Here is a 25,878-nt window from a genome sequence, read left to right as displayed (position 1 = left end):
ATCACCCGATTTTATCGAGGACCCTTTCGCATGATCCGCACTGGAATTTCGACGCTTGCCCTGGCCCTGTCGCTCGCCGCGACGCCAGCGCTGGCCCAGACCAAGCTTACCGCTGCCGATGCAGACGCCTTTGTCGCAAAGACCGAAAAGGCGCTCGCCGATTTCTCGATCAACGCCAACCAGGTGCAATGGGTCAACGCGACCTATATCACTGACGATACCGACGCGATCGCCTCGCGGGTCAACGCGGCGCAGACCGAACTGCAGGTGAAGGCCGCGCTGGAAGCGGCGAAATACGACAAGGTCGCGGGGCTCTCGCCCGATACGCGGCGCAAGCTCGACCTGATGCGCAACGCCATCACCCTGCCGGCGCCGACCCGGCCCGGTGCGGCGGATACGCTGGCGACGCTGGTGACCGGCATGTCCTCCTCCTATGGCAAGGGCAAGGGGACGCTCGATGGCAAGCCGATCAACGGCAGCGACATCGAGGCGGCGATGGGCACCGAGCGCGACCCGGCCAAGCTGAAGGAGATGTGGGTCAGCTGGCACGACACTGTCGGCGCGCCGATGCGCGGCGACTATCAGCGCATGGTCTCGATCGCCAATGAGGGCGCGGTCGGGCTCGGCTACAAGGATACCGGCGCATTGTGGCGTTCCGGCTATGACATGGATCCGGCCGCCTTCGCGAAGATGACCGACACGCTCTGGAAGCAGGTCGAGCCGCTCTACCAGTCGCTGCACACCTATGTCCGCTGGAAGCTCAACGAGAAGTACGGCGACTCGGTGCAGGCCAAGACCGGCCCGATCCGCGCTGACCTGCTCGGCAATATGTGGGCGCAGGAATGGGGCAATATCTATGATCTGGTGGCGCCGCCCGGGGCGGGCGATCTCGGCTTCGACACTGGCGAGTTGCTCAAGGAAAAGGGCTATGATCCGGTCAAGATGGTGAAGACCGGCGAGGGCTTCTATTCCTCGCTCGGATTCGATCCGCTGCCTGAGACCTTCTGGACGCGGTCGCAGATCACCAAGCCGGCCGACCGCGAAGTGATCTGCCACGCCTCGGCCTGGGACGTCGACAACAAGGACGATCTGCGCATCAAGATGTGCACCAAGGTCAACGGCGACGACTTCGTCACGATCCATCACGAGCTGGGGCATAATTATTACCAGCGCGCCTATAACAAGCAGCCCTATCTCTACCTCAACGGCGCGAATGACGGGTTCCACGAGGCAATCGGCGATTTCGTCGCGCTCTCGATCACGCCCGATTATCTCGTCCAGATCGGGCTGCTCGACCAGACGAAGGTGCCGAGTTCCGACAAGGATATCGGCCTGTTGCTGAAGCAGGCGATGGACAAGGTGGCGTTCCTGCCGTTCGGCCTGCTGATCGACAAATGGCGCTGGGGCGTGTTCTCCGGGCAGATCAAGCCGGGCGGCTATGAATCCTCGTGGAACGCGCTGCGGCTGCAATATCAGGGCATCGCCCCGCCCGTCGCGCGCGACGAGACGAAGTTCGATCCTGGCGCGAAATATCATGTGCCGGCAAGCGTGCCCTACACCCGCTATTTCCTCGCGCGGCTGCTGCAGTTCCAGTTCTACAAGGCAGCCTGCGACCAGGCCGGCTGGAAGGGCCCGCTGCACCGCTGCTCCTTCTACGGCAACAAGGAAGTCGGCGCGAAGCTGAATGCGATGCTGACGCTCGGTCAGTCCAAGCCATGGCCGGATGCGCTCGAGGCCTTCACCGGCAGCCGTGAGATGTCCGGCGAGGCAATGGTCGAGTATTTCGCGCCGCTGAAGGCGTGGCTCGATGAGCAGAACAAGGGCAAGCCGACCGGGTGGTGAGCTATTTTCCCTCTCCCCTTGTGGGAGAGGGAAGGGGCCCAAGCGAAGCTTGGGAAGGGTGAGGGGGACATTGGGAGGTTTCGAGCCTCACTCCCCCTCATCCAACTTCGACTAAGCGCTAAAGCGCCAAGTCTATGTATCCTGCTCCCGCGAGGGGAGAAGGGTTTTAGGCGACGATGCGGTTGGGGATCGTGCCCTCATCCGCGATCCTGGCGTCGAACGAGGCCGAGGAATCCGTACCATCGGCCTGATGCGCGCCATCGCGGTGCAGCAGCGAGTCCAGATCGGTCGGGATCCGGTCGCGGAAGGCGTAGAGCGCAGCCGTAGCGGCAGCGCCGACTGCTGCCACGCCGCCGACGATCGCGGCGGTGCCCCAATGGCTGGCCGACTTCTTGGCGAAGGTGCCATCCTTGGCGCGGACCGGCGCCTTGCGCGCTGCGGGCTTGGCAGCCGTCTTGCGGGCCGTAGCGGGTTTGCGCGGGGCGGTCGGCTTCTTTGCGGCGGTAGCCATCACATGCTCCTCAAGAATATTGAGCAGCCGTAACGCACGAGACGCAAAGGGTTTCCGCTTACCGGAACGGCGGTTCGTTGAACGCCCGCAATTTGCGCGAGTGCAGCTTGGCGCCCTCGCGGCGCAATTCCTCGCAGGCCTGGATGCCGATCTGCATATGCTCGCTGATCGCGCGCTCGTAGAAGCGGTTGGCTTGGCCGGGCAGCTTCAGCTCGCCGTGGAGCGGTTTGTCCGACACGCAGAGCAAGGTCCCATAGGGTACCCGGAAGCGATAGCCCTGGGCGGCGATGGTAGCCGATTCCATGTCGATGCCGACGGCGCGCGACAGCGAGAAGCGCAGCGCCGAGCGGGCGTAGCGCAGTTCCCAGTTGCGGTCGTCGGTGGTCACGATCGTGCCGGTGCGCAGGCGGCGCTTCAATTCCTCGCCAGACTGGCCCGAAACCGTCTCGGCGGCGCGGGCGAGCGCGAGCTGGACTTCGGCGATGGCGGGCACCGGGATTTCCGGCGGCAGGACATCGTCGAGCACATGATCGTCGCGCAGATAGGCGTGCGCGAGCACATAGTCGCCGATGCGCTGGCTCGGGCGCAGGCCGCCGCAATGGCCGATCATCATCCAGGCTTCGGGACGCACCACGGCGAGGTGATCGGTGATGGTCTTCGCGTTGGACGGACCGACGCCGATATTGACCAAAGTGATGCCGGTACGGTCGTCCGCCATCAGATGATAAGCCGGCATCTGGTGGCGGCGCCAGGCGCTGCTGTCGGCCAGCATCGCCTCGACATCGTCGCCGGCGCGCATGATCGTGCCGCCGGCCCCCGACACGCCGGTGAAGCGGCTGCCCTCACCGAGCTGCGCACAGGCCCAGCGGACGAACTCGTCGACATAGCGGTGATAGTTGGTGAACAGCACGTAGCGCTGGACATGCTCGGGCGGCGTGCCGGTGTAATGCCGCAGGCGCGCGAGCGAGAAGTCGGTGCGCAAGCCATCGAACAGGGCGAGCGGGCGAGTGCCGTCCGCGTCGGTGTAGAGGCCGTCGGCGATCTCGTCGCCGATATAGGCGAGCTCCGTCGCCGGGAAATGGCGGGCCAGCTCGAGCGCGGAGACTTCGTCCAGGCTCATCGCATGGCCGGCGTCGAGCACATAGGGGAAGGGGATTTCCTGCCGGCCGGGTACGGCTTCGACGAAGACGTCATAGTCCTCGATCAGCAGGGTGAGCTGCTCGGTCAGGTAGTCGGCGAAGATCGACGGCTTGGTGACGCTGATGCGATATTCGCCCGGCGTGACGAGCCGGCCGAAGGACCGCATCGGGGTTGGGCGATCATTGTCGCCGCGATAGCGCAGCCTGATTTCGGGATAAGCGAAGCTGCCGTCGTGGCGCGCGTCGCGCGAGGGGACCGAACCATCGGTGAGATAGGCAGTGAGAGCCGCCTGCAGCCGCTCGACCGATGCACGGTAGAGGGTATCGAGCTGGGCGACGATATCGGAGGCAGTCGTCATCCTCCGTGGCTAAAGCACGCGCATGACGCTGGCAAGACGGCCGCGGAAACCCGAAACGAAACGGGGCGCCGGTGAGGGCGCCCCGTTTATGTCGGATCAGGATTTGGCGTCGTCGTCGTCATCGAGCAGCTTGCTGATGCCGTAGGCGGCACCGGCAACGGCTGCTGTCGCACCGGCGGCGATCGCGGCCGCGGCGGCTGGATGCTCCTTCACCGCTTCGACGGTCGATTCGACCGCGGATTCGATGGCATCCTGGGCGCGTTCGAAGAAGGACTTCTCTTCTGCCTTTGCGGCGGGGGTGCTGGTTTCGTCGGTCATTTATGCCTCCTATGGTCGATCGTTCCCCGAACGTGGGGGTGATGATGCAAGTTCCCGACGGGGAGGCGGATCGTTGCCCGCCCGCGCCCCGCCGAGTGACGACCCGAGTCTCAGACCTTAAAGTTCGTTTAGCATGTGCTCCGCGGAGGACACATTGAATTCGCCGGGCGCCTCGACATTGAGCTGCTCGACGACGCCGTCATTGACGACCATCGAGTAACGCTGGCCGCGCTTGCCCAGGCCGAATTTCGAGCCGTCCATGGTGAGGCCGACTGCCTCGGCGAAGGTGCCATTGCCATCGGCGAGCATGGTCACCGCATCGGCGTCGTTCGCCTTGCTCCAGGCGCCCATCACGAACGGATCGTTGACCGCGGTGCAGGCGATCTCGTCGATGCCCTTGGCCTTCAGGTCCTCGGCCTTGTCGAGATAGCCGGGCAGATGCTTGGCCGAGCAGGTCGGCGTGAAGGCGCCGGGCACGGAGAACAGGGCGACCTTGCGGCCCGCGAAATACTCGTCCGAGCTGACCTGCTCGGGGCCGTTCGCCGTCGCCTTGACGAGAGTGGTGCTGGGCAGCCGATCGCCGACGCTGATGGTCATGTTGGAATCCTCCTGGAGCCGCCTTGGGCGCGCAAATGTTTTCGTAGGTGCCACCGCGAGCCGGCGACGGAGCCTACCTCGTGCAGACGCGTTCGGATTTCAAGCATGGCGAGCGCTGATCGCTGCGCTATGATGGACGGCGATGGATAAAGCGGCGAATCTCACGGGGCAGCTTCTGCTCGCGATGCCCGGAATCGGCGATCCGCGCTTCGAACGCGCGGTGATCGCGATCTGTGCGCATGACCCCAAGGGCGCGATCGGCATCGGGATCGGCCAGGCGATTCGCGGGCTGGGGCTGCACGAAGTGCTGGCGCAGTTCGGCATCGAGCCGGGTGCTGCGCCCGACGCGCCGGTCCATTCGGGCGGGCCGGTCGAGCAGCGCCGCGGCTTCGTGCTGCATTCCAATGACTGGAGCGGGCAGGACACGATCGACGTCGCCGGACGCTGGGCACTGTCGGGTACGATCGACGCGCTGAAGGCGATCGCGGATGGATCGGGACCGAGTCGCTGGCTCGTGGCGCTGGGTTATGCCGGCTGGGGCGAGGGGCAGCTCGATGAGGAACTAACCCGGCATGGGTGGTTCAACGTGCAGGGCGATATCGAATTGCTTTACGACACCGAGGCGGCGACGCGCTGGGAACTGGGGTTTGCCGAGGCGGGGATCGACCCACGCCTGCTGGCGACCAGCACCGGAACGGCCTGAATTCTCCTTCTGCCCTCTCGCTTTCGCTGAGAGGTACCGCTACCATCCTATAGGAAATCCGGACGGCCTGCCGATCCGGGAGAAAAAGGAGTGGGTGGCATGAAGCCGAGCCGGACCGTCGCGCTGTGCGCGTTCCTAGCGGTGGCGCTGTGGGGCAGCGCGACGTCTCACGGGCAGACGGGCGCACCTGTTTCGGGACCGTTCGAGCAGAGCGTCGATATCGGCGAGACCGCGCTGCGCGGGTCGGTGGTCCGTGACGTGGCAACGAACAGCTATCGCATCACCGGCGGCGGGGCGAATATCTGGGGCGGCAAGGACGCGTTCCATTTCGTGGCGACGCGACGGCCGGCGGGCGATCTTCATGTCGCCGCGGACGTGGCCTTTGTCGGGACTGGTGGGGATCCGCATCGCAAGGCGGGGCTGATGATCCGCGAGAACCTGACGCCGGGATCGCGCTATGCCGATGTGATGGTGCATGGCGACGGGCTGACGGCGCTGCAATATCGCGAGGTGCAGGACGGGCCGACCCGGCAGATCATGTCCAACATCAAGGCGCCGCGCGGGATCAGGCTGGAGCGGGAAGGAGACTATGTCTTCTTCTCGGTGCGCGGAGCGGACGGCGTGTGGCATCATGCCGGCGGCAATTTCCGCATCGCGCTGCCCGAGGCCTATGTCGGCCTGGCGGTATCGGCGCATGACAACAAGGTGAGCGAGACCGCGGTCTTCTCCAACGTGTCGCTGACGGTGCCGGTGCTCGCCCATGTGCCGGATACGGGATATCCGGCCAAGGTCGAGAGCACGCTCGAGACGATGCAGGTCGCGGGCGAGCAGAGCCGGACCGTGGTGCGCCATTTCGACGGCAAGATCGAAGCGCCCAACTGGACACACGACGGCTCCGCGCTGATCTACAATAGCAATGGCCGCATCTATCGCATCCCGGCGACAGGCGGCGAGCCGGCGGCGATCGACACCGGGCGGCACATCAAGAACAACAACGATCACGGCCTGTCGCCCGACGGCACGCAGCTGATCATCTCCGACCAGATCGAGCCGGACAATCTCTCGCGCATCCATGTGCTGCCGCTAAGCGGATCGGCTGCGCCGCGCGAAGTAGTGAGCCATGCCGATGCACGATCCTACTGGCATGGCTGGTCGCCCGACGGGAAGACGATCGCCTATGTCTATGTCCACACCAAGAACGGGACCTATGACATCCGCACCCGACCCTTGGCGGGCGGGCCGGACACCATGCTGATCAGCGGGCCGGGCACCGACGACGGACCGGAATATTCGCCGGACGGGCGCTATCTCTATTTCAACTCGACCCGGTCGGGATCGATGCAGATCTGGCGGGCGAACGCGGCGGACGGGAGCAATCCCGAGCGGATCACGCAGGACGAGGCCTATCGCGACTGGTTCCCGCATCTCTCGCCCGACGGGAAGTGGATCGCGTTCATCTCGTTCGGGCTCGATGTCGATCTCGGCGACCACCCGCCGAACCGCGACGTGCTGCTGCGGATCATGCCGGCCGATGGCAGCGCGCCGCCGCGCGTGCTGACCCGGCTGTTCGGAGGGCAGGGGACGATCAACGTACCGTCATGGTCCCCCGACAGCAAATCGATCGCGTTCGTGAGCTACCGGCTGGTGCGCTGAGCGGGGTCAGCCCGGCTTGCGCAGGACGTGCACCCAGCAATTCACCGAGAAGCGAGAATCCTCGAACCGGTTGGACGGACAGCGCACCGGCATGACCTCATGCACCACCCAGGACGGAAAGACGGCGAGGCTGTTATGCGCCGGATCGACATTGATGAATTTGTCGGTCGCGCCTGTCGCCGACGGGTAGAGCCGCAACGCGCCGCCGCTGAAGGCGCGGGGCCGGGCGTGGAAATAATAGACGCCGCTGAGCGCCCGGATCGTCGCAGCCTGACGGTGCGGGTTGAGATCGATATGGCGGCTGTAAAAGGCACCGTCGCCGTGCGCGACCACCTCGAGCTCGATCTTGGCGATGCTGATTGGTGTCATCGCCAGGGCCGTCAGCATCTCCGGCACGCCGGCCGCTACCATATCGTTCAGGAGCGGCCTGAACGGGCCGAGGTCACGCGAGGCGACCGAGATGCGGTTCTGCGGATCCTCCCGCGCCCGATCCTTGATGCCGATACGCGTCGACTGGAACGCCTCTCGATGGGCAAGGGCATAGTCGAGCAGACCGTCGGCCGTCGCCTCGTCGAGAAAATCGTGCCGGATGAAGACGGGCGCATTGCCGCTCATCCCGCGACCCTGCGCGCTGTATCGATCAGGTCCATGGCACGGATATGCCGGGACCGGACGCACCTGTCACGACACTTGCCGCCGCTCAGCGCTTTGCCGCCCGGCGCGCCTTGAGGACGACTGGATCGGGGATGATCGGCGACAGGTCGGCGATCACTTCGTCGGCATTGTTGAACAGGGCGGCGGGCAGGCCGGGATCGCCGCTGTTGCCCGTCAGAATCCAGGCAGCGAGAATCTCCCGGGTGAATACCGGCATGATCACGAAGCCCTGCTGGCCGCGCGTCTTGGCCAGCAATGCCGCGTGGAGCGTATAGGCTTCGAGCGCGGTGACCGGATCGATGCCGTACTGGAACAAGGTCTCGAGCTTCGACGTATTGGTCGGCTCTTTCTTGACCTTGAGCAGGAGCTTCGACTTTTCAGCCTGCCAGACATTCTTCGAGACCATTTCATAGCTGCCTGCCGGCACTAGCCGCGGGATCAGGTTGAAGAGGGTCTTGTTGTCCTTGTCCTTGGCGACCCGCTCGGCAATCCTGGCCTCGGAGCGCTCCTTCCACATCTGGTCGGGGTCCTTTGCGAGGCCGCCGATCATCTCGTCCGGCGCGGCGCCGGTACGCAGGCGCCGGGTCACTTCGAGCACACTGCCGAAGGAGGCAGCCACCCATTGCGACCGCGCAGCGAACAGCCGGCGCGCACCCTTCAGGTCGCCGGTATTGGCCATGTCGACGATGCCGTAAAGGTCCATCAGCTCGACATATTCCGCCGCGTTGCTCTCGGGTTTCCCGTCCGCTGTGCGCTTGTCGAAATTCGCCTTGGCGGCGGCGGCGCGCTCGGCCGCCAGCGTCTTGTCGCCAGCAAGCGCATGCGAGACGGCGGCCCGGGCAAGCCAGGTCGAGCTGACCAGATCCGGCGTGCTGGAGCGGTCGTAATCGACCAGCCCGTCGCGGAGGCGAGCGGCATCGGCGAACCGGCCCAGTTCCTCGAGCCGATTGGCCTCGCCGGCGGCGGTGGTGGCCGCCGTGCGGGTCCGCCACGTCAGATAATGCTCTTCCGTCTCGGAGCCGGCCTTGACCGAGTCGAGATAGTCGGGCGCGCTCATCAGGCTGAGGAAGCTGTGCTTGACCGAGGCCGTGCCGCGCAGCGCCGCGTCCCGCGCCTCTGCCGGGCGGCCGAGACGGTACAGGGCAGCGGACTCGATCAGATCAAAGGCGCGGCCCTGCGATCGGGCATAATAGGGATCTGCCATCAGGCCCGCCGCGGTCGCCTCGGTGCGGGCGAGGCCGGCATCGGCGATCGCCGCATCATAGGATTTCTGTTCGATCTGATGGATCGCGCGGGCAAGGATCAGGCCGATGCGCCGGGAGACATTGCCTTCCTTCTTTTCGCCCTCGAGGATCGCCGAGCAGGCAGCGACGCCCTCGGCACCGAACTTGCGCTTCGAGGCGTCAGCGCTTTCCGGCGGCGGCGCGAGCAGGGCAAGCAGCGTGACCGCGCCGAGCAGGCGCGCGGCGGATTCGCCGGTGCTCATATTGTTGGGCATGCCGTCGCACTGGACGTAGAGCGAACCGGCCTTCTCTTCGGCGGCCTGGAGCGGCGCGGCGCTGGCGGCCTGGCTCAGCGGCAGGGTAGAGATCGCCATGGCCATGAGACCGTGACGCAAGCACGACGAAAACTTCACGGCATTCCCCCCAGAGACCGTTTCCTGTCCGCGGACTGGCAGTGGTTCGAAACCGTGTCAACTGGAGCGCCGGGGCCGAAAGACCTACATATAAAGACATCTTTATATTTGATTTGGCGGCGTCGGGGCCCTATGTGGCGGGCATCCATTCGCATATCCGGAGACACCTACGTGGCCACCGCACTCGCCGACCGCGCCCAAGACTATGTCATTGCAGACATCGGCCTCGCCGATTTCGGTCGCAAGGAAATCAACATCGCCGAGACCGAGATGCCCGGTCTCATGTCGCTCCGTGAGGAGTTCGGCGCGTCGCAGCCGCTGAAGGGCGCACGCATCACCGGATCGCTGCACATGACGATCCAGACCGCGGTGCTGATCGAGACGCTGACCGCGCTCGGCGCAGACGTCCGCTGGGCGACCTGCAACATCTTCTCCACCCAGGACCATGCCGCCGCCGCGATCGCCGCGACCGGCGTGCCGGTGTTCGCCGTGAAGGGCGAGAGCCTGGCCGAATATTGGGACTATGTCGGCGACATCTTCAACTGGGGCGCCGACACTGACGGCACCACCGCCAACATCATCCTGGACGATGGCGGCGACGCCACCATGTTCGCACTCTGGGGTGCGAAGATCGAGGCCGGCCACACGCTGGGCGAGCCGGAGAACGAGGAGGAAGTCGAGTTCCAGCGCGCGCTGAAGGCGTTCCTCGCCAAATATCCGGGTTACCTGACCGAGACGGTCAAGAACCTGAAGGGCGTTTCGGAAGAGACCACCACTGGCGTTCACCGCCTGTACGAGATCGCGAAGAAGGGCGAACTGCCCTTCCCGGCGATCAACGTGAACGACAGCGTGACCAAGTCGAAGTTCGACAACCTCTATGGCTGCAAGGAATCGCTGGTCGACGCAATCCGTCGCGCCACCGACGTGATGCTCGCCGGCAAGGTCGCGACCGTCGCTGGCTTCGGCGACGTCGGCAAGGGCTCGGCCCAGTCGCTCCGCAACGGCGGCGCGCGCGTAATGGTGACTGAAGTCGATCCGATCTGCGCGCTGCAGGCGGCGATGGAAGGCTTTGAAGTCGTGACGATGGAAGAAGCGGTCACCCGCTCGGACATCTTCGTGACGGCGACCGGCAATGCCGACGTCATCACTGCCGATCACATGAAGGCGATGAAGCCGATGTCGATCGTGTGCAACATCGGCCACTTCGACAGCGAGATCCAGATCGCGGCGCTCAGCAACTATGAGTGGACCGAAGTGAAGCCGGGCACCGACCTGGTGAAGTTCCCGGACGGCAAGCAGATCATCGTGCTGGCCAAGGGCCGCCTGGTGAATCTGGGCTGCGCGACCGGCCACCCCTCGTTCGTGATGTCGGCCAGCTTCACCAACCAGACGCTGGCGCAGATCGAGCTCTTCACCAAGGGCGAGAACTACAAGAACGACGTGTACGTCCTGCCGAAGCATCTCGACGAGAAAGTCGCGGCGCTTCACCTCGACAAGCTGGGCGTGAAGCTGTCCAAGCTGACCGACAAGCAGGCGGGCTATATCGGCGTGCCGGTCGAAGGGCCGTTCAAGCCGGATCATTACCGCTACTAAGACATACAGCGTTCATCCGCTGAAATCTGGCCGCGCTGGCCCTCAGGGCCGGCGCGGCCTTTTTGTTGCAAGCTTGCAACATAGTAACGCGAAAGTCGTGAACTACCACCGCCATGGGCTTGCCTATCTGAACAATTTGTCATGATTTGAAGAGGCCGGGGGGCAATAGACAAAGGGGTTTATATGTCCATTCGCACGCCGCGGCGCGGTGCTGGCCTTTCGCTCACCGCTTCGCTGTTCGCCCTGTCGCTCGCCAGCCTGTCGTCGCCGGCGGCCCTGGCGCAGACGCCGCCGCCGACGGATGCGCAGGAAAGCATCGCTGCCGATGCGCCGGATGAAGGCGAAAATGACGTTGTTGTAACGGGATCGCGTATCCGCCGTCCCGACTTCGACACGCCGAACCCGGTTCTCTCGATCAGTGCAGCCCAGATCCAGCAATCGGGCTCGACCAACCTGACCGATTTTCTGACCGGCTACCCCGCCCTGCAGGGTTCCTCCACCTCAGCCGACAATTCGGGTGACGGTGCGGGCATCGGGGCCACCGGCCTCAACCTGCTGAACCTGCGCAACCTCGGTACCGAGCGCACGCTCGTGCTGGTCGACGGCCGCCGCCATGTCGCGGCCCTGCCGGGCAGCCAGGCGATCGACATCAACACCATCCCGAACGACCTGGTCGAGCGCGTCGAGATCCTGACGGGCGGCGCGTCGGCGATCTATGGTGCGGATGGCGTGACCGGTGTGGTCAACTTCATCACCAAGAAGAACTTCGAGGGAATCTCCGCCCACGCCCAAGCGGGGATTTCCGAATATGGAGACGCGGGCAAGCGTTTCCTTTCGGTGACCGCGGGCAAGAATTTCGCCGAAGGTCGTGGCAATTTCGCGATCGCCTATGAATATGGCGAGGAAGATCGGCTCGAGACCAGGAACAGGAAGAGCCTTTCCGGCACGAACCGGGTCGGTTTCTTCCTCAATCCAGACGATCCCGAGAATCAGGGCGGCTACACGGGCCCTGCGAACAACGGGATTCCCGACAATATCCCGCTCAATAACATCCGCTATTTCGACACCAACCGACAGGGCGGCATCGATCTCGATTTCGACGGTTTCCCTGATTATTTCGTCGGTACGGGCGGCGGCCTGACCCAGTTCGACCCGGGCACCTTCGTGCCGGATTTCTATCAGCAGGGCGGCAACGCGACGCTGGTCTCGGATTATGGCAACGATCTGCTGCCTCAGATTAGGCGGCATGTGGTCAACGCGATCACGCATTTCGACGTCGCGCCAGCGCTGACACTGTTCGCCGAAGGGAAATATGCGAATATCCGCAGTTTCTCGCTCGCTCAGCCGACTTTCGATTATTATCTGCTGATCCCCGAGGACAATCCCTATATCCCGGCTGCGTTGCGCCCGCAGATTGCCGCGCTCGGCAATGGCGGGGTGCTGGTCAATCGCGACAATTTCGACTTCGGACAACGCGGTGAGGACGTTACCCGGCAGACCTACCGTTTCGTGGTGGGTGCTCGTGGCGAGATCAGCGAGCATGCCAATTACGAACTGTCGTACACTTGGGGGCGTACCGACATCAAAAGCAAGTATGTCAACGACATCCTCGACGATCGCTACTATGCTGCGATTGATGTCGTGACCAATCCAGCCAATGGCCAGCCGACCTGCCGGGTGAATCTGGATCCAAGCTGGACGCCGGATCAGCCCTATAATTACACGCGCGACATCTTCGCGCCGACGACGTTCCAGCCCGGCCAGTGCGTGCCGCTGAACCTGTTCGGCGAGGGCGCGCCGTCCCAGGCGGCGCTGGACTTCATTCGCGCGAACACCGTCGATCACGCCCGGCTCGAGCAACAGGTGATCTCCGGGTCGATCTCTGGCGATTTCGGGCAGTTCTTCTCGTTGCCCGGCGGCCCGATCGGGTTCGCGATCGGTGGCGAGTATCGCAAGGAAACGAGCAGTTTCACTGCTGACCCGCTCGCCGCGCAGGGGCTTACCTTTACCAACTCCCTGTCGAACGATACGGGCAAATATGAGGTCAAGGAAGGGTTCGGCGAGTTGCGTGCGCCGCTGCTGAAGGACCTGCCATTTGCTCACCGGCTCGAGGTCGGTGCGGCGGTCCGCTTCTCCGATTATTCGACGATCGGGAACACCACGACCTGGAAGGTCGATGGATCCTGGGCGCCTGTCCGGGACATCACGCTGACCGGCACCTATTCCAAGGCGGTTCGCGCGCCGAACATCGGTGAGCTGTTCGCGGGCCAGTCTCAGACGTTCAACTTCATCACTGATCCCTGCAACACCAACCAGATCCAGAATGGTACCCAGTATCGTGCGGCGAACTGTCAGGCGCTGCTGACATCATTGGGCGTGACGGATCCGGGTAACTATCGCGATTTCCGGTCCACCAACATCCCCGGCCTCCAAGGCGGCAATCCCAATCTAAGCGAGGAAGAGGCGACCACCTGGACGGCGGGCGTGATCCTGCAGCCGCGCTTCGTGCCGGGCCTGTCGATCCGGGCGGACTGGTACGACATCAAACTGAAGGGTGCGATCAACACCGCGACGGCATCCGAACTGGCTGGGCTCTGCGTCGACCAGCCCACACTCGCCAACCAATATTGCGCCGGCATCGTTCGCCAGAACGGCGCCGCGGGCACGGCGGATCCGGGCAACATCGTGGACTTCACGCTGCGTCCGTTCAACGTCGCACAGTTCCGCACGGCGGGCCTGGACGTCAATGTAAGCTACCGGGTGGAGACGGCAAAGGTCGGCACCTTCAATCTGAATGTCATGGGCAACTATCTGGATCGTCTGGAGTTTATCAGCTCGCCCGGCGCTCCGGTCACCAATCAGCGTGGTGAAGCCTTTTCGCCGAAATATACCGTCAATGCCGACCTGACGTGGAAGCTCGGCGCGTTCACGGTGAACTACGGCCTGCTGTGGTTCGACAAGACGTTGCGCTACACCAACCAGGAGATGGCGACGAACACCGACATCGTCGATCCGAAATATGTCTATCTGAAGCAGCATTGGCAGCATGACATCTTCGCGAGCGTCGACGTGAAGGGCGGCATGCAATTCTATGCGGGTGTAAACAATGTGTTTGGGCAGAAGCCGGACATCGGCACCAACACCTATCCGGTAAGCTCGGTCGGGCGGTTCCTTTACGCGGGCGTCAAGGTGAGCCTGCCCAAGTTCTGATCGTTCGAAACCCAGGCGCGAAAAGGCCCGGTCGCCGACCGGGCCTTTTTTGTGGTGCGGACGCTTCCTTATTGTCGGCGGATTGCCCTAAGGATCGAACATGATTTCGGGCGGCATAGGCAGGGCGCAGTCGCGCAAGGGACGACGTGCACGATAGCGCGCTTTCCATGGTCATTGTCGGCGTCGTTCTGGCGCTGTTCGTCGGCGCGGCCGTCTGGCTGTTGTATCTGGGGTTGAAAGCGCGCCGCGATGCCGCGGAGGTTTTCGCGACGAATCTGCGGCTCGAGGCACTGGTCGGCTCCGCCCCCGCGCTTGCGATGATCGTGCGCGCGGATGGCCGACTCGAGCTGCCGGATCGGCTGGCCGACTGGCTCGGCCTGTCGCCGCCGCCGCGCTATCTCGATGACCTGGCCGGACGGGACGGTGGCCTCACCCCCGAAGATGCGCGCGCGATCGCTGCCGATGTCGCCGCTGCGCAGAAGGCGGGGCGGACCTTCGCGCGTGCGATCCGCGCGCGGGGATCGTCACGCGCCTTGATGATCAAGGGCCAACGCGCGCCACGCGACCTGCAGGCGCCGGGCGGCGTGGTGCTCTGGGTGTTCGACGCGACCGACAGCGAGGCGGAGATTACCCGGCTCGGCGAGGAGCGGGCCGAAGCGCTCGACGCATTCGACGCGCTGACCGGGTTGATTGAGGCAGCACCGTTGCCGATGTGGTATCGTGGACCCGACCTGCGCCTGGCGATGGTCAATTCCGCCTATGTCGAGGCCGTCGAAGCGCCCGATGCCGCCGACGTGATCCGGCGCGGCGTGGAACTGGTCGAAGGATCGGGCATCGGCGGGCCGCTGGCGAGTGCGGTCATCGCGCGCGACACGGGCAAGCCGCAGATGCAGACCATGCCGGCGACGATCCGCACCATGCGGCGGATGCTGCGCGTCTATGACGTGCCCTTGCCGACCGGCGGCGTGGCCGGCTTCGCGGTCGATATCGAGGAACTGGAGCAGGCGCGCAGCGGCATCAAGCGTTTCGCCGATGCGCAGCGCGCGATGCTCGATCGGCTTTCCGCCGGCGTCGTGCAATTCGCCCCCGACCGCACGCTCGCCTTTTGCAACCAGCCCTTCCGCCGGTTGTTCGCGATGAAGAGCGAATGGCTCGCCGATCGGCCGGAGTTCGACCGCGTGCTCGAACGAATGCGCGAGGCGAACCGCCTGCCCGAAGTGCGCGACTTCCCGGGCTGGAAGGCGGAGCGGCGCGACTGGTTCCTCGAAGCGGGCGGCGCGATCGAGGAGCAATGGCATCTGCCGGGTGGCGTGCACCTGCGCGTCGTGGCGCAGCCCTTGCCCGATGGCGGGCTGCTACTGATCTTCGAGGACCGGACCGAGCAGGTCCAGCTTGCCAGCGCGCGCGACACGCTGCTGCGCGTGCGCACCGCTACCTTCGACAATCTCTACGAAGCGCTGGGTGTGTTCGCGGCGGACGGGCGGCTCCAGTTGTGGAACAACAAGTTCCGTGCGCTCTGGGGTTTCGAGGAGGAGTTCCTGACCAGCCATCCAGGCGTCGACGCGCTGGCGGATGCGGCGGCGCGCCAGCTCGCCAAGCCCGGGCGCGCCACGTTGGTCGGCGATCTGGTGCGCGCGGCAACGGTCGAGCGGCAGCAGCGTGGCGGCGAGCTCGAGTTCGCCGATGGGCGCTTCTTCGAGCTGGCCGCGGTGCCGCTGCCCGATGGCAACGGGCTGTTCACGATGCTCGATATCTCCGACAGCCGCCGGATCCAGCGCGCGCTGCGTGATCGCAATGAGGCGCTCGAGGCGGCGGACCGGATCAAGACCGCCTTCGTCGCCAATATGAGCTACGAACTGCGTACCCCGATTACCTCGATCAGCGGTTTCGCCGAGATGCTGTCCGAGGGCTATGCCGGCAAGCTGAGCAAGGATGCGCACGGCTATGTCGCAGCAATCCTCGAATCGGTCGAACGGCTCGGCTTCTTCGTCGACGAGGTGCTCGATCTTACCCAGAACGAGGGGCGCACCCCCGCGCTGGAGTCGCTCGAAGTCGATCTGGATGTCGTGGCGCGTGAGGCGGCAGATGCGATCCAGCCGCTGGCGGCACGCAAGAAGCTGGATTTCGCGGTCGAGATATTGCCCTCGACCGGCAGCATGAAGGGCGATGCGAAGCGCTTGCGCCAGGTCGTCGAGCACCTCCTGCGCCACGCGGTGGGCGGCACCGAACAGGGTGGCCGCATTCTGCTCCATGTCGACGGCACCGCGGCGGCGGCCCGGATCGTGGTGTCGGACGATGGGGCGGGGATGACGCCCCAGGCCGTCGCTCATGCGTTCGACCGTTTTGCCGAGCCCGGCGTGACGCGGGGTGGGGAACGATCGCTGGGGCTGGGGCTCCCGCTCGCCAAGCAGTTCGTCGAGGCGCATGGCGGCACGATCGACCTGGTGTCGGAACCGGGCGAGGGGACGTTCATCACCGTCAAATTGCCACGGCGCTAGCTTGTATGTGCATTGTTATGCGCATATGACATGCGTATATAATGGAGGCATTCCATGACGCGATCCGTCCGTGAAGCAAAGGCGCCGTTCCGTCGGCCGACCAACATCTCGCTCGATTCAGCGATGATCGACGATGCCAGGGAACTCGGCATCAACATCTCGCGCGCCTGCGAAGAGGGGCTGGCGAAGCAGATTTCCGAGGAACGCGGGCGGCGCTGGAAAGAAGAGAATCGCGAGGCGACTGCCGAGTGGAACGCCTATGTCGCAGAGCACGGGCTGCCGCTTGAGCGCTTCCGTCAATTCTGATGGCGCGTTTTGACGTCTATCGTCCGAAAGATGGCGACGAATTGCTGCTCGATTGCCAGGCGGATGTGCTGGACGAACTGGACAGCCGGTTCGTCGTTCCATTGTTGCCGGCTACCACGTTCCGCAGGACGTTTGTGCGGCTGAATCCGACATTCGAGGTGGGGGGGCAAACCGTGATCATGGCGACTCAGTCGGCCGCTACCATCCCGGTCCGTTTGATCGGCCAGCGCGTCACATCACTGGCCGATGAGCAGGTCGCCATCATGAATGCCATCGACATGCTTCTGACCGGCTATTGACCGATGAAACTGGCTGACCCTGCCGCGACGGAAGCGCTTGGCGCCCGCCTCGCCGCGCTTGCCGCGCCGGGCGACGTGATCACCCTGACCGGTCCGCTCGGCGCCGGGAAGACGAGCATCGCGCGCGGACTGCTAGCGGCGCTCGGGCTGGAGGGCGAAGCGCCGAGCCCGAGCTTTGCGATCGTGCAGCCCTACGCGCCGCCTGAGGTGCGGTTTCCCGTGCTCCACATCGATCTCTACCGCATCGACGACCCCGGCGAGATCGAGGAACTGGGGCTGGACGAAGCGCTGTCCGATTCGCTGCTGATCGTCGAATGGCCCGAACGCGCGTCTGGCATCTGGCCCGAAGCGCTGGCGTTGAGCCTGACGATCGAGCCTGACGGCGCCCGCGCCTTGACAGCCGCGGTGCCGGCGGCTTGGAGGGCGCGATGGCAGCAGATATGACCCCGCCGGCCGCCGCGGCCGATTTTCTCGCGGCGAATGGCTGGGAAGGGGCAGACATCCTGCCCGTCGCCGGCGACGCTTCGTTCCGCCGCTATTTCCGAGTCGTCGCGGGCGACCGCAGCGCGATCCTGATGGATGCGCCGCCGCCGCAGGAGGATCCGCGCCCCTTTATCGAGATTGCGCGCTGGCTGGGCGCGCGAGGGTTCGCCGCGCCGGCGATCCACGGCGTCGACCTGGACCGTGGCCTCGTCCTGCTCGACGATTTCGGCGATATCCGGATGCGCGAAACAGTCGATGAACAGGCCGGCCGTGCGACCGGCCTGTACGAAGCGGCGATCGACATCCTGATCGCGTTGCACAAGCACGAGGCCGGGCCGCTGGCACCCTATGATCGTCCGGTACTGCACCGCGAGGCCAATCTGCTGACTGAATGGTATTGCCCGGCAGTCGGCATCGAGGCCGATCAGGCGGGCTATGACGCGGCGTGGGACAAGGTGTTCGATGCCGCGCTCGCCGGCCCGATCGTGACGGTGCTGCGCGACTATCATGCCGAGAATCTGATGTTGATCGGCGGCACCGATACGCTCGGCCTGCTCGACTTCCAGGACGCGCTGGCCGGCCATCCCGCCTATGATCTCGTCTCGCTGCTGCAGGATGCGCGGCGCGATGTGGATCCGGCGCTCGAAAGCGTCATGCTCGCGCGGTACAAGCGGATCACCGGCGCCGGGGAGGATTTCGATATCGCCTATCATGTCCTTGGCGCGCAGCGGAACGCGAAGATCGTCGGCATCTTCACCCGCCTGTGGAAGCGCGATGGAAAGCTGCGCTATTCGGCGCTGTGCCCGCGCGTCTGGCGCTATCTCGAGCGCGACCTCGCACACCCGGCGCTGGCGCCAGTCAAGGCGTGGTTCGATGCCAATGTCCCTGCCGACATGCGCGGCGACCCGATGGTGATTTTCGGCCAATGACGACCAAGCGCACCCTTGCGATCCGCCCCGATCCCGGCGGCGACGTGCCGGAAACCGCGATGGTGATGGCGGCGGGCCTCGGCAAGCGCATGCGCCCGCTGACCGCGACGCGCCCCAAGCCGCTGGTCGAGGTGGCGGGCAGGCCGCTGATCGATCATGTGTTCAACCGGCTGCGTAGCGCGGGCGTGAAGCGGGCGGTGGTCAATGTCCATTATCTGGCCGACGCGCTCGAAGCGCATCTGATGAATCGCGTCAAAGGCATTGAAATCGCTGTCTCCGATGAACGCGGCCGGCTGATGGAAACCGGCGGCGGCATCGTCCAGGCGCGCGCGCTGATCGGGGACAAGCCGTTCCTCGTCGTCAACAGCGACAATCTGTGGATCGATGGGCCGGCAGACGCGATCCGGCTGCTCGCCGCGCGGTGGGACGACACGACGATGGACGCGCTGCTACTCGTGGTGCCGTTCGCCAGGGCGTATAATCATGGCGGGCAGGGCGATTTCCACCTCGCACCCGACGGCCGCATCACCAAGCGGCGCCAGCCCGGGCGGCCCGCGCCGTTCGTCTATACCGGCGTGCAGATATTGTCGCCGCGCGTGATCCAGGACTGGCCGGAAGGCCCCTTCTCGACGATGCTCTTCTGGGAGCGGGCGATCGCGGCCGGGAGGGCTTACGGCCTGGTCCATCAAGGGCTGTGGTTCGACGTCGGCACACCGACCGCGATAGGGCAGACCGAGGCGATCCTCGCTGATGGCTGAGGCCGTCAAACCGGCACTCTTCACCATCCCTGCGCACCGGGCATTCGCCGACGCGCTCGCCGCCGGGCTGATCCGGCGCTTCGGCGGGGAAGCGCTCGGACTCGCGCGCGGGCTGGTGCTGCTGCCCAACAATCGCGCCAAGCGGGCGATGACCGATGCGTTCGTGCGCGCCAGCGAAGGCGGGCTGCTGCTGCCCCGGCTGGTCTCGATTGGCGAACTGGACGAGGCCACTGGCGCGGCGCTCGATCCGGCTGACGACAGCGATCCGGTGCCGCCAGCGGTGCCGCCGCTCCAGCGCCGGATGATCCTGGCGCGGCTGGTGACCGAGGAGCGCGCGCGAACCGGCCAGCCGGTCGATGCGGCCGAGGCAGTGCGGCTGGCGGGCGATCTGGCGCGGACGCTCGACCAGTTGCTGGTCGAGGAGGTGGCGCCGGCGAAGCTGCGCGACCTCGAATTGAGCGAGGACCTGTCCGACCATTGGCGCCGGGCGCTGGCGCTGTTCGGGATCGTGCTGGATCGCTGGCCGGGCGAGTTGGAGCGGCTGGGCAGGATCGACCTGGCGGATCGGCGCGGACGGCTGCTGCGCCGGCTGGCCGCGCGATGGAAGGACACGCCGCCGCTGGGCTTTGTTTGCGCCGCGGGCATCACCGATTCCGCACCGGCCGTGGGGTTGCTGCTGCGACGCGTCGCCGAGATGCCGCACGGCATGGTGGTACTCGCCGATCTTGCGACCGGCATGGACGAGGAGGAATGGCAGGCGCTTGGTCCGCACGAGCCTGATCCCGTCACCGGATTCCGCCGCCGGTCGATCGAGACTCATCCGCAATTCCATCTGAAGCTGCTGCTCAGGCGGATGGGTGTGAACCGCGACGAATTCCTGCCCTGGCGTGATGGTGGCGGCCACGACGCGACGGCGGCGCGGGGGCGCGCCATTGCCAATGCGCTGGCACCTGCCGAGTTCACGGGCAAATGGACCGGGCTGGAGGCCGAGGACCGGCGCTTGTCGGGCATTGCCGCGGCCGAACTGGCGACGTCTGCCGAAGAGGCACAGGCGATCGCGCTGGCACTACGTGAGGTGCTTGAGATGCCGGGCCGAACCGCGGCGCTGGTAACGCCGGATCGCGGACTGGCACGCCGGGTGGCGGCGCATGCGGCGCGCTGGGGAATCGAGATCGACGATACGGCCGGGCGGCCTTTGTCGATCCTGCCCTCGGGAACTCTGCTCACGGCGCTGGCGGAGGCAGCGACGCAACGTTTCGCGCCGCTCGCATTGTTGACTCTGCTCAAGCATCCGCTGGTGCGTTTCGGCGACGGGCGGGGAGCATGGCTGGAGGGGACGCGTGCACTCGACCGGGTGCTGCGCGGGCCACGACCGGCGGCGGGGCTGACGGGGATCGACGATCATCTGGCCAACCCGTCGGATCGCGAGCGGAAGCTGTTCGGTGAGGCGACGGCTTGGTGGCCCGAGGCGCGGGCACTGCTGTCACCGATCGAAGCGGTGTTCGAAGCAGGCGCTCAGCCTTTGGCGGCGCTGGTCGCCGCGCTTCGCGAGACCGCGCAAGCCCTGTGTGGCGATACGCTGTGGAGCGGCCCGGCTGGGCGTGCGTCATCCGAACTGCTCGCCGATCTTGAAGCAGAGGCGGATGCAGGCCCGGCGAGCGTCGAGCCAGCCAGTCTCGCGCCGCTGCTCAAGACGCTGATGGACGAAGCGGCGGTCCGGCCGCCCCAGGGCGGTCATCCACGCCTGGCGATCTACGGCCTGATCGAGGCGCGGTTGCAGACCGCCGACCTGATGATCCTCGGCGGGCTGAACGAGGGCACCTGGCCCGGCCAGCCCGCTCCGGACCCGTGGCTGGCGCCGCGCATCCGCGCCGAGCTTGGCTTGCCAGGCCTCGAACGACGCGTCGGCGTCTCCGCGCACGATCTGGCGGGGGCACTGGGGGCACCCCAGGCGCTGATTACCCGCGCCCGGCGCGATGCGAGCCAGCCAGCCATCGCCTCGCGCTTCTGGCTGCGGTTGCAGGCGCTGGCCGGCGAGCGCTTCGAGCGCGCTCGCTCGCTCGAACGCTGGGCCCGAGCGCTCGACCGCCCGGACACGCATGAGCCAGCCGATCAGCCGGCACCGTCGCCGCCCGCAATCCTCCGGCCGAAGCGCATCGCCGTCACTGATGTCGACCGGCTGAAGGCTGATCCGTACGCCTTCTATGCCAAGCGGGTCCTGCGGCTGATGGCGCTCGATCCGGTCGATGCCGATCCGAGCGCCGCATGGCGGGGCACAGCGGTGCACGAGATCCTCGAGGTCTGGGCGCGGGAGGATGACTGCGCGCCCGATACGTTGCGCGGACGGGCGCTGGCGATGCTGGCGGACGAGCGTACGCACCCGATGATGCGCGCGCTGTGGCAACCGCGGCTGATGGAGGCAATCGACTGGATCGCGACGGAAATCGCGCGGGGATCGGCGTTGGGCCGGCAGGTGCTGGCGGTCGAGAAGGACGGGAAGATCGACATTGCTGGTGTGACCTTGACCGGCAAGTTCGACCGGATCGACCGGCTGCCTGATGGGACGCTGTCGGTGATCGACTACAAGACGGGCAAGGCGCCATCGCCGGCCTCGGTGCGGGCGGGATTCAGCCTCCAGCTCGGGCTGCTCGGGTTGATCGCCGAACGCGGCGGGTTCGAGGGTATTCGCGGCGAGGCGCGCGGCTTCGAATATTGGTCGCTGGGCAAGCGCAACGACAGTTTCGGCTATGTCACGACGCCGACGGATCCGGCGGGCAAGGCCGAGAAAGTGCGCCCGGAGGACTTCCCCGCATTGGCCGCGCATCATTTCACCGAAGCGGTTGCTGCCTGGCTGACCGGCAGCGAAGCGTTCACCGCCAAGCTCCACCCCGAATATGCGCCCTATGCCGAGTATGACCAGCTGATGCGCCGCGACGAATGGTATGGCCGTGAGCGGGGATAACCGGCCACTCCCCCATTTGAAGGGCAATCAGGCCGCCGCGAGCGCGCCCGACGCGCATGTCTGGCTGTCCGCCTCGGCTGGCACGGGCAAGACTCAGGTGTTGACCGCCCGCGTGTTCCGCCTGTTGCTGCGCGGCGTCGATCCGGGCGCGATCCTGTGTTTGACCTTTACCAAGGCGGGCGCTGCGGAGATGGCGGGGCGGATCAGCGCCCGGCTCGCCGCCTGGGTGCGCATGCCCGATAACGACCTGAAAAAGGACCTGTTCGCGCTGGGCGAGGATCATTTCGATCCCCGCCGCATTGCTTATGCCCGCACCTTGTTCGCCAAGGTGCTCGACGCGCCGGGCGGCGGTTTGCGCATCCAGACGATCCACAGCTTCTGCCAGGGGCTGCTCGCGGCCTTTCCGGTCGAGGCGGGGCTGGTGCCCGGTTTCCGTCCGCTTGAGGGACGCGAGGAAGCGGTCCTGGCACGCGAGGCGCTGGCGGAGATGCTGGTCGACGCTGACCGCGACGGCCGGCTCAAGCCGATCGACACCATCGGACGGCTGAGCGTGCGGCTGGGCGAGGGTGAGGCGGAGAATTTCCTGCGTGCCTGCGCGCGCGCGCCGGCCGCGATGGAGGAATTGCCGCGCGGCGACGGGCTGCGTCCGTTCATCCGCCGTGCGCTCGACCTTCCGACGGGCGATATCGAGAGCGTGATTCTCAGCGCGTGCTGCGACGATGTGGTGGACCATGAATCGCTCGACGCGATCGGCGGCATGAACAGCGGCTGGGGCACCAAGAGCGGGATCGAGCGGGCCGGGATCATCTATGGCTGGCTCGAAAAGCCGGTCGTAGCGCGCGCCGCGTCGCTGGCCGATCTCCACAAGGTCTGGGCCAAGGCGGATGGCGACATGCGCTCCTTCGCCAAAGGGCAGGCGCCGCAGGAAGAGGATTATGCCGAACTAGCTGGCGGGCTCTATACTTGGTGCGCTGAGTTGCTCGATCTGCGCGTTCGCGCCGTCTATGCGGACCTGCTTGCCGACGCGCTCGATGTAGGGCGCGACTATGCCGCTGCTTATGCGCGCGCCAAACGCCGGGTCGGCGGCGTCGATTTCGACGACCTGATCCGCGCGACGATCGATCTGCTCGGCCAGCCCGGCATGGGCGAATGGGTGCGCTACAAGCTCGACCAGGTCACCGAGCATATCCTGATCGATGAGGCTCAAGATACCAATCCCGAGCAATGGTCGATCATCCGCGCGCTCGCCGACGAGTTCTTCGCGGGGCTCGGCGCGCATGACGAGCGGCTGCGGACCTTGTTCACGGTCGGTGACTATAAACAGGCGATCTTCGGCTTCCAGGGCACGCACCCGATCTATTTCCAGGCGGCCGAGCGGCATTTCGGCGGACTGGCTGAGGATGCGCAGGGGCCGGACGGGGAGGGGCTGCGCTTCGACCGACTGTCGCTGACTCACAGCTTCCGCTCGACCCGGCCAGTGCTCGAGTTCGTCGATGCCGCGATCGAGGCGATCCCGGAGCCGGGTCTCGGCACCATTGCCGAGCGCGAACCGCATGCCAGCGAAGTGGATGGGCCGGGCACGGTCACGCTCTGGCCGCTGACCATCGCCGGCGGCAGCGAGGAGGATGAGGAAGGTTGGATAGCCGATTCCACCCGCGAACTCGCCAGCCGGATCGCAAAGCAGATCAAGGCGTGGATCGGCACGCTCATATTGGAGAGCAAGGGCCGTCCGCTGCGTCCCGAGGATGTGATGATCCTGGTCAAGCGCCGCGGCGAGCTGGCCTCGTTGATCGTCGCGCGGCTCTATGCCGAGGATGTGCCGGTGGCGGGCGTCGACCGGCTCCGGCTCAACGCGCCGCTAGCGGTGCAGGATCTGCTCGCCGCGATCCGTTTCGTGCTGCAGCCGGGGGATGATCTGTCGCTTGCCAGCCTGCTCGTCTCGCCGCTGATCGGCTGGAGCCAGGAAAAGCTGATGGAGGCCGCCCCGCGCGAGTCGGGCAGCCTGTGGCGGCATCTGTCGCGCACCCAGCCGCGCGAGGCGCTCGATCCGCTGCACCGGATGCTCGACCGGGCGGATATCGCCACGCCCTACCAGTTCCTTGAGGAGATGCTTTCCGGGCCGCTCGACGGGCGGCGCAAGCTGATCCGGCGGCTGGGGCAGGAGGCGCGCGATCCGATTGAGGAATTGCTCAACGCGGCGCTCGATTTCGAATCGCTCGGCACGCCGTCGCTGCAGCGCTTCCTCGACTGGTTCGATCGCGGCGATGTCGACATCAAGCGCGATCCTTCCGCGCCGCTCGACGCCGTGCGGGTGATGACGGCGCATGGCGCCAAGGGACTGCAGGCGCCGCTGGTGATCCTGGCCGATGCGGCGGTCGACCCCACCAAATCGCCGCGCTCGACGCTCAATTGGACTCCGCCGGGCATGGCGAACGCGCTGCCGATCTTCCGCCCGCGCGCGAGCGAGCGCGGCGGGCCGCTCGGCGAGGTGCTCGATGCCGATGCGCAGCGCGAGCTGGAGGAGCATTGGCGGCTGTTCTACGTCGCGGCGACCCGCGCGGAAGAACGGCTGGTGATCGCAGGCGCGCTGGGTCCGCTGGCCAAGGGCGAGCCGCCACCGTCGAGCTGGTACGCCGCCGCCGACCGCGCGATGACCGCGCTGGATGTGCCGCCTTCCCCGGAGGCGCGGAGCTTCACCGGGATCGTTCCGCAACGGGCAGTGCCGGTGTCGAGCAGGAAGCCGGCCGAGGCCGAGGACGAGACATCGCTTCCCGCCTGGACCCAGCAGCGCGCGCCAGTCGAGGCGCGACCGCCGCGTCCACTTGCACCATCCTCGCTGGGCGAGGACGCGGTGGCCGATCCGCCACCCTCTCCGGCGATGCGGGTTGCCGCCGAACGCGGCAAGCTGATCCATGCGCTGTTCGAGCGCTTGCCGGCCGTGGCGCCCGAAGAGCGCAGGGGCGCGGCGGATCGCTGGCTCGAACGGGTCGGTGGGGTTGCCGATGCCAATGTGCGAACGGATATCGCGCAGACGGTGCTCGGGGTTCTCGAGGACGTCCGTTTCGCGGCGCTGTTCGGACCGGACTCGCTGGCGGAAGCGCCGATCGCGGCGGTGATCGGCGACGGTGTGGTGGTATCGGGCACGGTGGATCGTCTGCGCGTGACGCCCGAGCGGATCCAGGTGATCGATTTCAAGACGGGGCGCCAGATCCCGCTGACGCCCGAGGAGATCCCACCCTATCACGCGCGCCAGATGGCGGCCTATGTCGACGCCCTCGGCGTGATCTTTCCCGGCCGCGCAATCGAGGCGGTCTTGCTCTACACCAACGGGCCGAAGCTGCTGACCGTGCCGCACAGCTTCCTCGCACTGCACAAGCCCGGCTATGCACCCGCGCAACAAAGCTACGACCTGCCGGCTTGAGTGCCGG

At 65.9% G+C, this 25,878-nt stretch carries 19 protein-coding genes; 13 read left to right on the top strand and 6 right to left on the bottom strand.

Annotated elements, in window-relative coordinates; all coding sequences use genetic code 11:
* The first annotated feature begins 30 nt into the window (after positions 1-30).
* Positions 31-1,842, top strand: coding sequence for a M2 family metallopeptidase (locus WC729_RS16500; RefSeq protein WP_372854686.1), 1,812 nt, complete (start codon positions 31-33; stop codon positions 1,840-1,842).
* Positions 1,843-2,008: 166 nt separating this feature from the next.
* Here the strand turns inward: WC729_RS16500 and WC729_RS16495 are convergent, their stop codons facing one another.
* From WC729_RS16495 to WC729_RS16480, 4 genes are all read right to left on the bottom strand, one after another.
* A complete protein-coding gene (locus WC729_RS16495; RefSeq protein WP_372854684.1) occupies positions 2,009-2,353 on the bottom strand; it encodes a hypothetical protein in 345 nt (114 codons plus the stop codon).
* Positions 2,354-2,411: 58 nt separating this feature from the next.
* Positions 2,412-3,851 (bottom strand): AMP nucleosidase, encoded by a 1,440-nt coding sequence (locus WC729_RS16490; protein WP_372854682.1) that lies wholly within the window; start codon positions 3,849-3,851, stop codon positions 2,412-2,414.
* A gap of 96 nt (positions 3,852-3,947) precedes the next feature.
* Positions 3,948-4,169 carry a hypothetical protein gene (locus WC729_RS16485; RefSeq protein ID WP_372854680.1) on the bottom strand — a complete coding sequence of 74 codons (222 nt, stop codon included), beginning with the start codon at positions 4,167-4,169 and terminating at the stop codon, positions 3,948-3,950.
* Between the two features lie 117 nt (positions 4,170-4,286).
* Complete coding sequence (locus tag WC729_RS16480) at positions 4,287-4,766, bottom strand: peroxiredoxin (RefSeq protein WP_372854678.1); 480 nt, start codon at positions 4,764-4,766, stop codon at positions 4,287-4,289.
* Between the two features lie 142 nt (positions 4,767-4,908).
* Between WC729_RS16480 and WC729_RS16475 the strand changes: the two genes are divergently transcribed.
* Positions 4,909-5,469 carry a YqgE/AlgH family protein gene (locus WC729_RS16475; protein WP_372854676.1) on the top strand — a complete coding sequence of 187 codons (561 nt, stop codon included), beginning with the start codon at positions 4,909-4,911 and terminating at the stop codon, positions 5,467-5,469.
* 99 nt (positions 5,470-5,568) lie between these two features.
* Positions 5,569-7,122 (top strand): TolB family protein, encoded by a 1,554-nt coding sequence (locus tag WC729_RS16470; protein ID WP_372854674.1) that lies wholly within the window; start codon positions 5,569-5,571, stop codon positions 7,120-7,122.
* Between the two features lie 6 nt (positions 7,123-7,128).
* On the opposite strand, the gene WC729_RS16465 is transcribed toward WC729_RS16470, so the two are convergent.
* Positions 7,129-7,737 (bottom strand): 2OG-Fe(II) oxygenase, encoded by a 609-nt coding sequence (locus tag WC729_RS16465; protein ID WP_372854672.1) that lies wholly within the window; start codon positions 7,735-7,737, stop codon positions 7,129-7,131.
* An 85-nt stretch (positions 7,738-7,822) separates the two neighbouring features.
* The gene (locus WC729_RS16460; protein WP_372854670.1) at positions 7,823-9,373 is read right to left on the bottom strand and encodes a hypothetical protein; all 1,551 of its coding nucleotides are present in this window, start codon (positions 9,371-9,373) and stop codon (positions 7,823-7,825) included.
* A 210-nt stretch (positions 9,374-9,583) separates the two neighbouring features.
* Between WC729_RS16460 and ahcY the strand changes: the two genes are divergently transcribed.
* From ahcY to addA, 10 genes are all read left to right on the top strand, one after another.
* Positions 9,584-11,005, top strand: coding sequence for an adenosylhomocysteinase (ahcY, locus tag WC729_RS16455; protein WP_372854668.1), 1,422 nt, complete (start codon positions 9,584-9,586; stop codon positions 11,003-11,005).
* A 183-nt stretch (positions 11,006-11,188) separates the two neighbouring features.
* Entirely contained in the window at positions 11,189-14,215 is a 3,027-nt protein-coding gene (locus tag WC729_RS16450; protein ID WP_372854666.1) for a TonB-dependent receptor plug domain-containing protein, read from the top strand.
* A gap of 167 nt (positions 14,216-14,382) precedes the next feature.
* Entirely contained in the window at positions 14,383-16,713 is a 2,331-nt protein-coding gene (locus WC729_RS16445; protein ID WP_372855482.1) for a PAS-domain containing protein, read from the top strand.
* A 54-nt stretch (positions 16,714-16,767) separates the two neighbouring features.
* On the top strand, positions 16,768-17,019 hold the full coding sequence (locus tag WC729_RS16440; RefSeq protein ID WP_372854664.1) for a type II toxin-antitoxin system CcdA family antitoxin: 252 nt from the start codon (positions 16,768-16,770) through the stop codon (positions 17,017-17,019).
* Complete coding sequence (locus WC729_RS16435) at positions 17,019-17,318, top strand: CcdB family protein (RefSeq protein ID WP_372854662.1); 300 nt, start codon at positions 17,019-17,021, stop codon at positions 17,316-17,318. The genes WC729_RS16440 and WC729_RS16435 overlap by 1 nt, the downstream gene beginning before the upstream one ends.
* 3 nt (positions 17,319-17,321) lie before the next feature.
* Complete coding sequence (gene tsaE, locus WC729_RS16430) at positions 17,322-17,762, top strand: tRNA (adenosine(37)-N6)-threonylcarbamoyltransferase complex ATPase subunit type 1 TsaE (RefSeq protein ID WP_372854660.1); 441 nt, start codon at positions 17,322-17,324, stop codon at positions 17,760-17,762.
* A complete protein-coding gene (locus WC729_RS16425; RefSeq protein ID WP_372855480.1) occupies positions 17,759-18,730 on the top strand; it encodes an aminoglycoside phosphotransferase family protein in 972 nt (323 codons plus the stop codon). Before tsaE ends, WC729_RS16425 begins: the two co-directional genes overlap by 4 nt.
* Positions 18,727-19,488: a nucleotidyltransferase family protein gene (locus WC729_RS16420; protein ID WP_372854658.1), complete on the top strand. Its 762-nt coding sequence runs from the start codon at positions 18,727-18,729 to the stop codon at positions 19,486-19,488. Before WC729_RS16425 ends, WC729_RS16420 begins: the two co-directional genes overlap by 4 nt.
* On the top strand, positions 19,481-22,450 hold the full coding sequence (gene addB, locus WC729_RS16415) for a double-strand break repair protein AddB (RefSeq protein ID WP_372854656.1): 2,970 nt from the start codon (positions 19,481-19,483) through the stop codon (positions 22,448-22,450). The genes WC729_RS16420 and addB overlap by 8 nt, the downstream gene beginning before the upstream one ends.
* The gene (addA, locus tag WC729_RS16410; RefSeq protein ID WP_372854654.1) at positions 22,431-25,871 is read left to right on the top strand and encodes a double-strand break repair helicase AddA; all 3,441 of its coding nucleotides are present in this window, start codon (positions 22,431-22,433) and stop codon (positions 25,869-25,871) included. Before addB ends, addA begins: the two co-directional genes overlap by 20 nt.
* Positions 25,872-25,878 lie beyond the last annotated feature (7 nt).

Source organism: Sphingomonas sp. (assembly GCF_041661825.1).
GTDB lineage: Bacteria > Pseudomonadota > Alphaproteobacteria > Sphingomonadales > Sphingomonadaceae > Sphingomonas.
The sequence above is the reverse complement of the archived record's forward strand: the minus strand, read 5'-3'. Positions and strand labels throughout refer to the sequence as shown.

Coding starts and splice junctions, on each gene's coding strand:
- WC729_RS16500 (WP_372854686.1), top strand. CDS start 31: ATGATCCGCACTGGAATTTCGACGCTTGCCCTGGCCCTGTCGCTCGCC.
- WC729_RS16495 (WP_372854684.1), bottom strand. CDS start 2,353: ATGGCTACCGCCGCAAAGAAGCCGACCGCCCCGCGCAAACCCGCTACG.
- WC729_RS16490 (WP_372854682.1), bottom strand. CDS start 3,851: ATGACGACTGCCTCCGATATCGTCGCCCAGCTCGATACCCTCTACCGT.
- WC729_RS16485 (WP_372854680.1), bottom strand. CDS start 4,169: ATGACCGACGAAACCAGCACCCCCGCCGCAAAGGCAGAAGAGAAGTCC.
- WC729_RS16480 (WP_372854678.1), bottom strand. CDS start 4,766: ATGACCATCAGCGTCGGCGATCGGCTGCCCAGCACCACTCTCGTCAAG.
- WC729_RS16475 (WP_372854676.1), top strand. CDS start 4,909: ATGGATAAAGCGGCGAATCTCACGGGGCAGCTTCTGCTCGCGATGCCC.
- WC729_RS16470 (WP_372854674.1), top strand. CDS start 5,569: ATGAAGCCGAGCCGGACCGTCGCGCTGTGCGCGTTCCTAGCGGTGGCG.
- WC729_RS16465 (WP_372854672.1), bottom strand. CDS start 7,737: ATGAGCGGCAATGCGCCCGTCTTCATCCGGCACGATTTTCTCGACGAG.
- WC729_RS16460 (WP_372854670.1), bottom strand. CDS start 9,373: ATGGCGATCTCTACCCTGCCGCTGAGCCAGGCCGCCAGCGCCGCGCCG.
- WC729_RS16450 (WP_372854666.1), top strand. CDS start 11,189: ATGTCCATTCGCACGCCGCGGCGCGGTGCTGGCCTTTCGCTCACCGCT.
- WC729_RS16445 (WP_372855482.1), top strand. CDS start 14,383: ATGGTCATTGTCGGCGTCGTTCTGGCGCTGTTCGTCGGCGCGGCCGTC.
- WC729_RS16440 (WP_372854664.1), top strand. CDS start 16,768: ATGACGCGATCCGTCCGTGAAGCAAAGGCGCCGTTCCGTCGGCCGACC.
- WC729_RS16435 (WP_372854662.1), top strand. CDS start 17,019: ATGGCGCGTTTTGACGTCTATCGTCCGAAAGATGGCGACGAATTGCTG.
- tsaE (WP_372854660.1), top strand. CDS start 17,322: ATGAAACTGGCTGACCCTGCCGCGACGGAAGCGCTTGGCGCCCGCCTC.
- WC729_RS16425 (WP_372855480.1), top strand. CDS start 17,759: ATGACCCCGCCGGCCGCCGCGGCCGATTTTCTCGCGGCGAATGGCTGG.
- WC729_RS16420 (WP_372854658.1), top strand. CDS start 18,727: ATGACGACCAAGCGCACCCTTGCGATCCGCCCCGATCCCGGCGGCGAC.
- addB (WP_372854656.1), top strand. CDS start 19,481: ATGGCTGAGGCCGTCAAACCGGCACTCTTCACCATCCCTGCGCACCGG.
- addA (WP_372854654.1), top strand. CDS start 22,431: ATGGCCGTGAGCGGGGATAACCGGCCACTCCCCCATTTGAAGGGCAAT.